The organism is Kosakonia radicincitans DSM 16656 (assembly GCF_000280495.2).
GTDB lineage: Bacteria > Pseudomonadota > Gammaproteobacteria > Enterobacterales > Enterobacteriaceae > Kosakonia > Kosakonia radicincitans.
Window position 1 is genome coordinate 4,659,030 of record NZ_CP018016.1, and the last position, 13,296, is coordinate 4,672,325.

Genomic DNA, 13,296 nt, shown 5'->3' on the forward strand with positions numbered 1-13,296 from the left:
AAAAAATTAGCGGCTCTGCTTTCTCAGCAAATAGATAAAGTACGGCGCGCCGATAAACGTCGACAGCAATCCCGCCGGGATCTGGAACGGAAACATCAGCATCCGCCCGCACCAGTCAGCAAACACCAGCAATATTCCCCCGACCAGCGCCGAAATAACAATATGCGGCATCGTACGACGGAACCCCATCATCCGCGCAATATGCGGCGCCATCAGCCCCACAAAGCTCAACGGACCGATGGTCATGGTCGCGGTAGCTGTCAATGCCGCAGCCAGCAACAACAGCGCGATGCGTGAAGATGTCAGCGCCAGGCCAACCGCACGCGCCGTATCGCCGCCGAGCGGTAAAATCATCAGCCAGCGACGGCAAAACGGTGTCAATGCCAGCAGGATCACCATCATCACGCCACTACGCAGCACCAGCTCGCCCGAGGCGTTATACGTACTGCCGGAAATCCACGTCAGGATCGCCGCCATACGCGGATCCCCGCTGGCCTGCAGCATCATCAGCAACATAGTGAAGGCGGTACTGAGCGCCATCCCCGCCAGCAGCATGCGGTGCGGCGAGAATCCGCCGCGCCCGGCAGCGATCATAATGATCAGCAGCGTCAGCGCCGCGCCAAGGCTCCCGGCGGGCATCAGCCAGCCAAACGCGTTGCCGGGCACGAAGAACAACATCAGTACCACGCCAAAGGCGGCGCCAGAGCTGATCCCCAGCACTTCCGGGCTGGCCATCGGGTTACCGGTCAGACGTTGAATGATGCAACCCGCGACAGCCAGCATCACCCCGGCGGTCAGCGCGGCAACAATGCGCGGCCAGCGCCACGGCAGCAACTCCTGCAACAGCGTGCCGCTGGCCCAGTGCCAGCCCTGCGCATCGCGGCCAAAAGCCAGCGCGGCCCACATCGCCAGCAACAGCACTACCAGCCCGCCCAGCACAAACCACGGCACCTGCTGACGTTCAGCCGCGACATTGTCCCCGGCATCCATGGCGGGGGTATTCATACTCCGCAGACGCGGCAACAGCCACAGCAGCAACGGAGCGCCAATCAGCGCGGTGATCGAACCGGTGGAGACTTCCATCCACACCCGCGTCAACCACCAGATGATCTGGTCGGAGAGCCAGAGGATCAGCGCGCCAATCAGCGGCGCTAACAGCAGACGCGCCAGCAGACGACGTGCGCCAAGCATTTTTGCCAGTAGCGGCGCGAACAGGCCGATAAATCCGATGATCCCCACCGCATTCACCAGCAACGCACTCAGGACAACCGCCAGCGTCAGCGCGGCCAGGCGCGCCATCGACAGTGCAAGCCCCAGATTGCGCGCAACGCCATCATCCAGCCCCATCAGCGTGAGCGGGCGCAGCAACAGCAACGTCAGCACGGCGCAGCCAGCTAGCTGCGGCCACAAACGTTGCACCACGCTCCAGTCGGTTTGCGTCAGCGTTCCGGTGCTCCACAAAAACATGCTTTGCAATTGATCGTGGTGAAACAGCACCAGCAACTGGTTGATCGCGCCGCAATAGAGGCTGACCACCAGACCGGCGAGGATCAGCGTCACCGGCGACAACCGTTTTCCCCACGCCACACCAAATACCAGCGCGCCAACGGCGCCTGCGCCGATCAACGCCGCAAACTGCGAGGCCAGCACGCCTGGAATTGTCCACAGCGTGGTAATCGTGATGCCCAACTGCGCGCCGGTCGCCACGCCCAGCGTGGTCGGTTCGGCCAGCGGGTTACGCAATACCTGCTGGAACAACACGCCAACCAGCCCAAGCCCCGCGCCTACCAGCAGCGAGACGGCCAGACGCGGCAACAGGCTGTAATGGAACAGCATCTGATCGATCAGATTCATATCCGGCGCACGAAACGCCTGCCCCCACTGCACGCACGGCAGTGCAACGTTTAAGTTGCTCCAGGTCAGCCAGGCGGCGGCGACAAACAGCAACGCCAGCAAGAAGGCAGGGAAACGTGCAATACTCTGACTCATGTCCGGCCTCCCAGCGCGTTATCCAGCACGCGGGTGAAGTGCATCGCCGACAGTGTCGCGCCATAGAACCAGACTGCCGGAACGCGCTGGAATCGGCCAGACCGGACAAACGGCATCGCCTGCCACAGCGGCGTCGCCATCAGCTTGCGCATATCCTGCTCATTACCGTGATCGAAACAGAGCACATCCACATCTTTGTACGCTGCCAGCCTGTCGATACCGACCGTCACGCTGCCCCAGAAGGTGGTTTCCCCCTGCCAGGCATTGCGCACACCCAGTTGATCGAGCACCGCCTGGAACAGGCAGTTCTCGGCAAACACCAGCACATGGCGCGGATCGAGCAGGGTAATCATCAATAACGGACGATCGCCGCGCCGGGCGAAATGCGGTTTTGTCCCATCAATTAACGCATCAAACTGATCGAGATGTTTTTTGGCTGCGGCTTCCCGATTCAGCATTTGCGCCATTTCGTTCAGCGAACGTCGGGCCAGCGCCAGCGGTTGTTTACCGTCGCTGAAAGTAAAACCGCGCCCCGGTGCGATCTTCGCCAGTTTGGCCTCATCCGGGCCGTAACCCGCCGACCAGACCAGCAGCGAGGGTTTCATCTGCGTGAGTAATTCGAGGTTCGGTTCGGTACGCAAACCAACGTCAATTACCGAAGCGGGCAGCGACGGTTCGTTAACCCAGATGTTGTAATTATGTACATCGGCAACGCCATACGGCGTAATGCCCAGCGCCAACAGCAGTTCCACAGGCAGCCATTCCAGCGCCACAATACGGTACGGATCAACGGTTGCCGCGCGAGCGCTGCGTAGATGCCACAGCAGCGGAGAAAGCGCCATCGCCGTCAGTAAGCGACGACGGCTAATCGAGTGTAGATCGGCCATCAGTAGACAAAACTCACCGGCGCCGCACCCGCCGGATGCGGCAGGATCCCCATCGGGATACCGTAAATATGTTCAAGCGTATCAGCACGCATCAGCGCGTCCGGTGTGCCTTCGGCGATCATTTCACCGCCGCGCAGCGCCACCAGATAGTCGCAATAACGCGCCGCCATATTGATATCGTGCAGCACGGCAATCACCGTCAGCCCGCGTTGCTGGCTTAAGCGATGCACCAGCGCCAGCACATCAACCTGATGCGCGATATCCAGCGCCGAGGTCGGTTCATCCAGCAACAGGCAGCGGCTGTCCTGCGCCACAAGCATCGCAATCCACGCCCGCTGACGCTCGCCGCCGGAGAGACTATCCACCAGCCGGTGCGCCAGCGGCTTTAGCCCGACCAGCGCTATCGCTTCTTCCACTTTTTCTCTGTCGGCCACGCCAAAACGCCCCAGCGCACCGTGCCACGGGTAGCGGCCAATCGCCACCAGCTCACGCACCGTCATCCCTTCCGCCTGCGGCAACTGCTGCGGCAGATAAGCCACTTTGCGGGCAAACGCCTTGCTGTTCCAGCTCTCCAGCGGCTGCCCGTCGAGCAGAATATCGCCCGCAGAAGGCGGCTGATGACGGCCGAGCATTTTCAGCAATGTGGATTTGCCCGAGCCATTATGGCCAATCAGGCCAGTGACTTTCCCCACCGGGAATGTCAGGGAGAGAGGCTGCAGCAGCGTACGTCCCGGCACGCTAAAAGTAACATCGGTCAGTTGAAAGGTTGTATCGGGAAGCGCTCTGTTTTCCTGCATGATTGCCATCTTATAAAAGGGCGCGGCGAACCGTGCCCGAAGAGAGATTAGAAGCGGAAGGTTGCGGTCGCCACCACCTGACGTTCTGCGCCCCAGAAGCAGCCGTACGTGTTGAAGCAACTGGCAACGTATTCACGATCGAGCAAGTTATTCACGTGAAGCGCGACGTTGGAACCCGCCAGGCCAACACGCGCCAGATCGTAACGCACCAGCGCATCGACAACCGTGTAGCTGCCCACCTTAAAGGAGTTCGCCGGATCGCCATAGCTTGAACCGGTGAGACGTGCGCCGGTGCCTAATGTCAGACCAGACAAAGCTCCGTCGTAGAAGGTGTAGTCGCCCCACAGTGACGCCATATGTTTAGGCACTTGCGCCGGAGTGTTGCCTTTGTAGTTGGTATCAGTGGTGTATTCAGCCTGGGTATAGGTATACGAACTCACCACGTTGATATTCGCTGACAGCGCCGCTTTGGCTTCGATTTCCACGCCGCGCGCGCGAATTTCACCGCCTTCAACAGACCAGAAAGAACCGTTTGGATCGGCCATCAGGTTGTTGCTCTTGGTGAGCTGATAGACGGCACCGGTCATGACAATCGGACGATCTTTCGGGCTGTATTTCACGCCTGCTTCGTACTGCTTGCCTTTGGACGGTGCGAAAATAGCGCCGCTCGCCCCGGTGGTCGATGCCGGTTCAAACGACTCGCTATAGCTAAAGTACGGCGTTACGCCATTGTCGAACAGGTAGTTAACACCGCCACGCCAGGTAAACTGCTTGTCGTCACGTTCCGCAGTGATATTGGTGGTGCGGTTGAATGCGCTCTGTTTAGCCCAGTCATAACGGCCGCCCAGCGTAACCAGCACCTTATCCCACTGCGCCTGATCCTGTGCGTAAAGGCCCGTTTGTTGCTGGCGGTTCAGGATCTGGTAAGCGCCAGAAGGCGTCGGGCGAGCACCGAAATCGAAATCACCGCGATCAAGATCGTAGATATCAGACGGAGCGACAGAGCCTGCATAGCCAAACCATGAATTAATGTCGTTACGCATACGCATGTAATCGACGCCGGTCAGCAGAATGTGATCCACTGAACCGGTAGTAAATTTGCTTTGCAGTTGCGTATCGACGGAGAAGTTCTGCAACTTCTCGTGATCGATCACATACTGACGCGTCAGGTAATGGCCCCACTCAGATTGCGCAATGCCTGCACATGGGCTGCTCGCCGGAGCGCTTGAATAGAGCGGATCAGAACACATTCCATAACCGTAAACGCTGTTTTGCGACGTTTTGTTCTCGGCGTAACGCATGTTCTGGCGCACGGTGAAGGTGTCATCGAATGCATGTTCGAAGCTATAACCCACCATTTTCTGGTTACGGGAATAGGTGTTGTTCTTCGCGCCTTCGTTGAAGTCAGTCGGCAGACGCGAACCATTCGGCAGCGGTTGAACCGTTCCCTCTTTCGGCAACCAGCCGTAATAGCCGGTTTCCGGCTCGTTCTGGAAGTAAGAGAGGAACGTGAAATTCGTTTTGTCATCCGGGCGCCAGGTAAAGGATGGCGCAACGGTGTAGCGCTGCTCTTTTTTGTCTTCCTGCTGTGCATTCGCCGAACGCGCAAGACCGGTTAAGCGATAAGAGAATACGCCGTCATCATCCAGCGCATCGCTGAAATCAAACCCGGTCTGGAACAGGTTGTCTGTGCCTGCCTTGAACTGTATTTCATACAGTGGCGTGGTGGTTGGGCGCTTGCTGACCATATTCAACAGGCCGCCGGGGCTGCTTTTTCCGTAGAGCACCGAGGTTGGGCCGCGCAGGATTTCGGCGCGCTCAATCATGTAAGGATCAATTACCGCGTCATTGTAGAAGTTGCCCTGCATCTTCAGACCGTCGAGGTAGTTGTTCTGGCTCTGACCATCCGCGGCGAAACCACGAATAATCAGGTAGTCGTAGGTGTTGGATGCACCACGCGTCCCCACCGCAACGCCCGGTGTATAGCTGAGGGCTTCTTTTACGGATTTCGGCTGATGCAGCGCGATCTCTTCGCTGGTCACCACGGAAATAGACTGGGGGGTTTTCTCCAGCGGCATATCCGTTTTGGTTGCTGTGGCGGTATGTTTCGCCGCGATGGTAGCCGCCGGACCCCACGCGTTTTCTTGCGCAGCTGGCGCTGTGGTTACGGTGATGGTTTCTTCATTCTGGGTTGTTGCAGCCTGTGCATAAACAGACATGCCGCTAACCGCTGTGGCTACTACAACTGCGATTTTACGCAGCGTAGTGTTGACTGGCTGAGCAGTTTTTGGACGCGCCATTGGTTTATCTCTGAATCAATGAGTGAACGATAACGTAAACGATAATTATTATTATGACCGCAGCATAATATGCGAAGCGTTGTACGCATAGCAAGCAGTAAGCCGCGCGAGAGCGCCTGAGGGATTAAGAAATAACCAGATAAAAAACGTGGGGTTAAAAGGTGTTTAAGAGGTCGTTATCTGAATGTTTGCGATAGCGAAAAAAAGAAAAAACCCCGGCTTTGCGACCGGGGTTTTCAGGGTTAATTACTGCCAAACATCTCTTTGATCCAACCTGCGACGCCATCGCTTTTCTGCTCTTGCTGTGGCTGTTGCTGAGGTTGCTGTTGTTGCGGCTGCTGCTGCGGCTGCGTTGACTGATCAAACGGGTTGCCGGTTTGCGGCTGCACCTGATTCTGCTGGCACAGCGTTTCCGGGCTGGTTGTCCAGACCGGCAGTGAACGCGAACCGCCACCGCCGCAGACAAAGTTGCCCATGTCGTCGACGCCCATTGTGGTGATGTCTTCCGGCGGCGTCAGATCCAGCGGGATCGGCGACTGGTTTTCCAGATAACGCTGATAAATCGCCATCGCGCCGCTTGCACCATACAGCTTCGTCGGCTGGTTATTATCGCGCCCCACCCAGGTGATGGTCACTTCACGCCCGTCGATACCGGCAAACCAGGTATCGACGTTATTATTAGTAGTACCGGTTTTCCCGGCCAGATGCAGACCCGGATATTTCGCGCCCAACTGACGGCCCGTACCGCGCTGAACCACCTGTTGCATGGTCCACAGCGTCATGTACGCCGCCTGCGCCGGCACCGCACGTTCGGCCTGCGGGAAGCTCTGATACAGCACCGTACCGTCTTCAGCAATCACTGAACGCAGTGCGGAAAGCTGCGCGCGGTTACCGCCGCTGGCGATAGTCTGGAACGCCTGCGCCACTTCAATCGGCGTCAGGTTCAGCGCACCGAGCAGCATTGACGGCATGCCGGTGAGCTGATCTTTTGGCGCGCCCAGTTTCAGCCAGGTATCCGTTACCGCAGGCAGACCAACCGCCATCCCGAGATTAACCGTCGGCACGTTCATCGAACGTGTCAGCGCATCCACCAGCATAACCTGACCGCTGAAACGGCGATCATCGTTCTGTGGCGCCCAGACCTGGCCGTTCGACAACCGCAAAGAGATCGGCGCATCGGCAATCCAGGTATTGAGACGATACACATTTGGCTGGCTCAGCGCCGTCAGATAGGTCGCCGGTTTCGCCAGCGAACCAATGGAACGGCGCGCCTGCATGGCGCGGTTATAGCCCGCGAACTGCGGCGTCGCGCCGCCAACCATGGCCCGAACCTCGCCGGTATAGCGGTCTACTACCACCATCGCCGTTTCAAGATCGCTCAGTTTGCGCTGCTTGATCAGCGCCGGAATACCTTCCACGGCAGCTTTTTCTGCCGCGTCCTGCGCGACAGAATCAAAGGTCGTGAAAATCTTCACGCCGGAGAGATCTTTCACTTTATCGCCGAGTTTCGCCTGCAACTCCTGACGCACCATCTGCATAAACGCCGGCTGCGGTGAAATCACCCCACCGCGCGGCTGTACGCCCAGCGGACGGGCACTCAGCATGTCATACAGTTCCTGATCGATGACGTTTTGCTGTTGCAACAGACGTAACACCAGGTTACGGCGCTCCAGTGCCAGTTTCGGGTTGCGCCACGGGTTATAAACCGACGCCCCTTTCACCATTCCCACCAGCAACGCCTGCTGATCGAGGCTCAGCTCCTCCACCGGACGGCCAAAATAGTAGAGGCTCGCCAGCGGGAAACCGCGGATCTCGTTGTCGCCGCTCTGACCGAGGTAAACCTCGTTCATATACAGTTCAAGAATACGATCCTTGCTGTAACGGGCATCCATAATCAGCGCCATATAGGCTTCGTTGGCTTTACGCCAGTACGACCGTTCGCTGCTCAGGAACAGGTTCTTCACCAACTGCTGCGTCAGCGTACTTGCCCCCTGCACCGTGCGTCCGGCGGTCAGGTTTGCCAGCACCGCACGGCCAATGGAGTAGAAGCTGATACCGTCATGTTCATAGAAATGACGGTCTTCGGTTGCCAGCAGCGTATCAACCAGCAGATCCGGGAAACCGTTACGCGGCACGAACAGACGCTGCTCGCCGTTCGGCGAAGAGAGCATAGTGATGAGACGCGGATCGAGACGGAAGAAACCGAACTGGCGATTGCTGTCCATGTTCTCAATGGTTTCCAGACGATCGCCATCAAAGGTTAGACGCGCGCGCACCTGCCCCTCTTTGCTGTCCGGGAAATCAAATGGACGGCGGATCATCTCAATGCTTTTCGCCTGCACGGTAAACTCGCCGGGACGCGTCATCTTCGTCACCTGGCGGTACTGCGTGGCTTCCAGCAGTTTTACCATTTCGTTTTTGCTGATCGCCATATCCGGCTCAAGGTTGACCATGCGGCCATAAACCGCAGCCGGCAACTGCCAGACTTTGCCATCGATACGGGCGCGGATTTTTTGATCCAGATAAACGCCATAAATGGCGCACAGCACGGCTAAAACGATGAAAATTTTCAATAGCAGCCAGAACCAACCGCGTTTGCCGCGTGGCTTCCCGCCTTTGCCTTTACCTTTTTTCGGCATCGGTTCTTCATCCTCATCATCATCGTCGTAATCGTCGTACTCCTCTTCCCGGAGTCGGCGACGACTGATTTTTTCTTTCACCGGACGCACAGGTTTCCCCTTACGTCCAATTGGCTCGCGGTCATTCCCCGCCATGCTTTACTCTCCGCAACATTCAGGCGCAAGGGCCTGATTCTCAGTTCTTTTGCCAACGGGCAGAAGAAGAAATCTCTCAATTTTTAGCGCACCGCGCTGCTCAGCCGGGTTTACGAATACTTCTTCGTACGCCGGGTCGGCGCGGTATTCGCCGGATCGTCCGGCCAGACATGTTTCGGATAGCGCCCTTTCATCTCTTTTTGCACTTCACGATAAGCGCCGTTCCAGAATGCGCTTAAATCCCGCGTAATTTGCAGCGGCCGCTGCGCCGGGGAAAGCAGCTCCAGCACCAGCGCGACGCGCCCTTGAGCAATCCTCGGCGTGGCCGCTTCACCAAACATCTCCTGCATGCGAACCGCCAGCGCCGGTGGGTTATCTTCATGATAACGGATGGCAATCCGGCTTCCCGTCGGCACAGTGTAATGCCCCGGCAGTTCACTATCCAGCCGTTGACGTAATGACCACGGCAGGGTGTTTTGTAATGCCTGCGTAACATCCAGCGCTTTTAAATCGCGCAGCGATCGGATACCGCCCATTTGTGGCAGTAACCATTGCTCCAGATTCTCCAGTAAAGAGGCCTCATCCACGGCGGGCCAGCCCTCTTCCGGCAGCCATTTCGCCGCGCAGTGTAAACGTAAACGGTACTGCACAGCCTCCGGTGTCCAGTTCAAAACTTGCAAGCCTTTATCGCGGATGCCGTTAAGCATCGCCTGATGCAGCTCCTCTTCTGAGGGTTTAGCCAGCGGCTGCACTTTCACCGTTAACTGGCCGATCCGGCTACGGCGAAAGGCTTTTAATGTGCCTTGCGCCTCGTCCCATTCGACGGTATCCGATTGCTGCAACAGTTGTGGGCAGCGAGCGATCAGCGCCTCAATATCGAGCGGCAAGGCCAGTAAAATGCGCGCATCCGGTGACTGGCTTCCCTGCAATAACAACGGCGCAAGCAGCCACTCATGGCGATTTAGCGCATCGTCGGCATCCAGCGTCGCCCCCATACCGTTCGCCAGTTGATAACGCCCTTCCTGCCCGCGCCTGCGCGCAATACGATCGGCAAACGCACCGGCAAGCAACGGCGCCACCGCGCTGATATCCACTTCTCCCCCGCTGCTTTTTAGCCTACGAGCAAGCTGGCGCGCACGCTGCTGCCAGTTTGGCTGCGTGCGTGAAAAGGCCGCGTTTAAATCACTGTTTCCACCACGAGGTGGTTCTTCAAGGATGGCGGCCAGCGTCGCCGCCGTCGCGATCTCGTCATCCCCTTCAGCCGCCGCCAGCATTGCGGCCAGACGCGGATCATTACCCAGCGCGGCCATCCGCTGACCAAACGCTGTTAAACGACCCTCTTCCAGCGCCCGCAGTTGCGTAAGCAGCGTGCGCGCCGCCGCCAGATTAGTCGCCGGAGGCAGATCCAGCCAGCAAAGTTGCGCAGAATCCTGGCATCCCCAGAGTAATAATTCCATCAACAGACCGGATAAATCGCTGTGCAGAATTTCCGGGCTACTTTGCGCCGCTGCACGTTCAGCCTGCTCTTTACTTAATAAATGTACGCAAATCCCCGCTTCCAGACGCCCGGCGCGACCGGCACGCTGCGTCATCGACGCCACGCTGATGCGCTGTGTCATCAGCCGGGTTAAACCGCTGCGGGGATCAAAACGCGCCACGCGCTCCTGCGCGCTATCCACCACCAGGCGAATACCTTCGATGGTCAGACTGGTTTCGGCAATATTGGTGGCGAGCACCACTTTGCGCTGCCCGGCGGGCGTAGGCAAAATCGCCTTGCGTTGCTCGCTGAGCGGCAATGCGCCATAGAGAGGGCAAAGCAGCACATCGCTGCCGACGCGGGCGGCCAGTTGCTCCTGCACGCGCTGGATCTCACCCACGCCTGGTAAAAACAGTAATAAGGAACCACGTTCCTCGCGCAGTAATCCGCTAACGACCTGCGCCACGGCTTCATCAAAGCGCTGATGCGCTGCCAGCGCCTGATAACGTTGCTCGACCGGGTATGCCCGCCCGGCAGAAACAATGGCAGGAGCCTGCGGCAAAAGGGTTTGCAGACGTTCGTTATCCAGCGTAGCGGACATCACCAACAATTTAAGATCGTCGCGCAGCCCCTGCTGGAGATCCAGCAGCAGCGCCAGCGCCAGATCCGCCTGCAAGCTACGTTCATGGAATTCATCGAGGATCACCAGCCCAATGCCGTTCAGCTCCGGATCCTGCTGGATGAGGCGCGTTAAAATTCCTTCAGTGACCACTTCGAGGCGCGTGTTCGGCCCTACGCAGGTCTCTGCACGCATGCGGTAACCCACGGTCTCGCCAGGTTTCTCATTCAGCAGTTCCGCCAGACGCTGCGCCACATTGCGCGCCGCCAGGCGACGCGGCTCCAGCAGCAAAATCCGCCCGTTGATCTCACCCTGTTGCAGCAGTTGTAACGGTAGCCAGGTGGATTTGCCGGCACCGGTCGGCGCGCTCAACAACACCTGAGAAGAGGAACGTAACGCAGCAAGGATATCGGGCAGAACAGCAGCAACCGGCAGTGAGGACACAAAAGCTCCAGAGGATTCACATAAGAAGGCCAGCTAGTATACCATCGCCATAATTCATTACCGAGAACACGCCATGCCCGAATCAAAAAGGCTGTTTTTCGCCCTCGAATTGCCTGCCGACATCCAGACGCAGGTCATTCACTGGCGCGCGCAGCACTTTCCTCCCGAAGCCGGACGCCCGGTGGCAGCAGCAAACCTGCATCTGACGCTGGCATTCCTCGGCGAGATCAGCGCGGAAAAGCAGCGTGCACTGGAAGGGCTGGCCGGGCGCATTCGCCAGCCGGGTTTTACACTTCATCTGGATGACGCTGGCCAGTGGCTGCGCTCCAGAGTGATATGGCTCGGCTCGCGCCAGCCGCCGCGCGGGTTGCTGCAACTGGCCGATATGCTGCGAGCGCAGGCTTCGCGCAGCGGGTGTTATCAAAGCCCCCAACCGTTTCATCCGCATATTACGCTGCTGCGTGACGCCAACCGCGCAGTGACGCTCCCGCCGCCGGGGTTTCGCTGGTCTTTCCCGGTCAACGAATTTGCCCTGTATGAATCGCAGTTTATCCAGGGACGCACGCGTTACACGCCGCTGAACCGCTGGACGCTTAAAACAGAATAATAAGGATTTCCTATGGAATTTATTCCGCCGCTTAAATCCGCCACGCTGATCCAGCGCTATAAACGTTTCCTGGCGGATGTGATTACCCCGGAAGGAGAAACCCTGACATTGCACTGTCCTAATACCGGAGCGATGACAGGTTGCGCGACGCCAGGCGATACGGTGTGGTATTCCACTTCGACAAATCTGAAGCGCAAATATGCACACACCTGGGAATTAACTCAAACCCAGCAGGGCGCATTTATTTGCGTCAACACTCAACAGGCCAATGCATTAACAAAAGAAGCCATTCTCGCCGATCGCCTGCCGGAACTGACGGGATATAGCTCGCTGAAAAGCGAAGTAAAATATGGTGCGGAGCGTAGCAGAATTGACTTTCTGTTACAGGCAGAGGATCGTCGCAACTGCTATATTGAAGTAAAATCGGTCACGCTCGCCGAGCAGCAGTCAGGCTACTTTCCGGATGCCGTCACCCTGCGAGGACAAAAGCATCTGCGGGAGTTAATGAGCGTCGCGGCCAGCGGCGATCGCGCGGTAATTCTGTTTGCCGTCCTGCACTCTGCCGTTGAACATTTTTCTCCTGCACGCCATATTGACGAGGAATACGCACGATTATTGAGTGACGCACAACGTCAGGGGGTAGAAGTAATCGCTTATAAAGCGGAACTTTCTGCCGATAATATCACTCTTAGGTTGCCGCTACCTTTTACGGTATAAAGGGCAAGCAGTTGACAGGTCAGTGATTTGTTCGCGTGCGCAAATACGCTTTTCCTCACAGCGTTGTCAAGTGTTACGTTTAGATATTTGCCATCTGTAAAAGCATCTGTTATTTATAGCGGCCTGATTTTTCCCCCACACGGGGATCGATAGTGCGTGTTAAGGAGAAGCAACATGCAAGAAGGGCAAAACCGTAAAACATCGTCCCTGAGTATTCTCGCCATCGCTGGGGTGGAGCCGTATCAAGAGAAACCGGGCGAAGAGTATATGAACGAAGCCCAGCTGGCGCACTTCAAGCGAATTCTTGAAGCATGGCGTAATCAACTCAGGGATGAAGTCGATCGCACCGTTACGCATATGCAGGACGAAGCTGCTAACTTCCCGGATCCGGTTGACCGTGCCGCCCAGGAAGAAGAGTTCAGCCTCGAACTGCGTAACCGCGATCGCGAGCGCAAGCTGATTAAAAAGATCGAGAAGACGTTGAAAAAAGTAGAAGACGAAGATTTCGGCTTCTGTGAATCCTGCGGCGTGGAAATTGGTATCCGTCGTCTGGAAGCGCGTCCAACCGCCGATCTGTGCATCGACTGTAAAACGCTGGCGGAAATCCGCGAAAAACAGATGGCGGGTTAATCCCCCGTTATCACTGATGACGCATCACTTAGGCGTGGTGCGCCTTATACGGCGG

9 protein-coding genes are annotated in these 13,296 nt (G+C 57.4%); 3 read left to right on the forward strand and 6 right to left on the reverse strand.

What is annotated here, in order from left to right; translation table 11 throughout:
* Positions 1 to 6: 6 nt before the first annotated feature.
* The 6 genes from fhuB to hrpB all read right to left on the reverse strand — a co-directional run bounded on the left by fhuB (position 7) and on the right by hrpB (position 11,287).
* The gene (gene fhuB / locus Y71_RS22405) at positions 7 to 1,989 is read right to left on the reverse strand and encodes a Fe(3+)-hydroxamate ABC transporter permease FhuB (RefSeq protein WP_007373207.1); all 1,983 of its coding nucleotides are present in this window, start codon (positions 1,987 to 1,989) and stop codon (positions 7 to 9) included.
* Complete coding sequence (gene fhuD / locus Y71_RS22410) at positions 1,986 to 2,876, reverse strand: Fe(3+)-hydroxamate ABC transporter substrate-binding protein FhuD (protein WP_007373206.1); 891 nt, start codon at positions 2,874 to 2,876, stop codon at positions 1,986 to 1,988. Before fhuD ends, fhuB begins: the two co-directional genes overlap by 4 nt.
* On the reverse strand, positions 2,876 to 3,673 hold the full coding sequence (gene fhuC / locus Y71_RS22415) for a Fe3+-hydroxamate ABC transporter ATP-binding protein FhuC (RefSeq protein ID WP_007373205.1): 798 nt from the start codon (positions 3,671 to 3,673) through the stop codon (positions 2,876 to 2,878). The genes fhuD and fhuC overlap by 1 nt, the downstream gene beginning before the upstream one ends.
* Positions 3,674 to 3,720: 47 nt before the next feature.
* Positions 3,721 to 5,973: a ferrichrome porin FhuA gene (gene fhuA, locus Y71_RS22420; protein WP_035943163.1), complete on the reverse strand. Its 2,253-nt coding sequence runs from the start codon at positions 5,971 to 5,973 to the stop codon at positions 3,721 to 3,723.
* A 242-nt stretch (positions 5,974 to 6,215) separates the two neighbouring features.
* Positions 6,216 to 8,747, reverse strand: a complete 2,532-nt coding sequence (gene mrcB, locus Y71_RS22425; RefSeq protein ID WP_007373203.1) for a bifunctional glycosyl transferase/transpeptidase — start codon at positions 8,745 to 8,747, stop codon at positions 6,216 to 6,218.
* Positions 8,748 to 8,857: 110 nt separating this feature from the next.
* Positions 8,858 to 11,287: an ATP-dependent helicase HrpB gene (gene hrpB, locus Y71_RS22435; protein WP_007373202.1), complete on the reverse strand. Its 2,430-nt coding sequence runs from the start codon at positions 11,285 to 11,287 to the stop codon at positions 8,858 to 8,860.
* Between the two features lie 73 nt (positions 11,288 to 11,360).
* Here hrpB and thpR point away from each other — a divergent pair, with 73 nt between their 5' ends.
* The 3 genes from thpR to dksA all read left to right on the forward strand — a co-directional run bounded on the left by thpR (position 11,361) and on the right by dksA (position 13,241).
* Entirely contained in the window at positions 11,361 to 11,894 is a 534-nt protein-coding gene (gene thpR, locus Y71_RS22440) for an RNA 2',3'-cyclic phosphodiesterase (RefSeq protein WP_007373201.1), read from the forward strand.
* Between the two features lie 12 nt (positions 11,895 to 11,906).
* Complete coding sequence (sfsA, locus tag Y71_RS22445; protein ID WP_007373200.1) at positions 11,907 to 12,611, forward strand: DNA/RNA nuclease SfsA; 705 nt, start codon at positions 11,907 to 11,909, stop codon at positions 12,609 to 12,611.
* A 174-nt stretch (positions 12,612 to 12,785) separates the two neighbouring features.
* Complete coding sequence (gene dksA, locus Y71_RS22455) at positions 12,786 to 13,241, forward strand: RNA polymerase-binding protein DksA (protein ID WP_007373199.1); 456 nt, start codon at positions 12,786 to 12,788, stop codon at positions 13,239 to 13,241.
* The last annotated feature ends 55 nt before the right edge of the window (positions 13,242 to 13,296 follow it).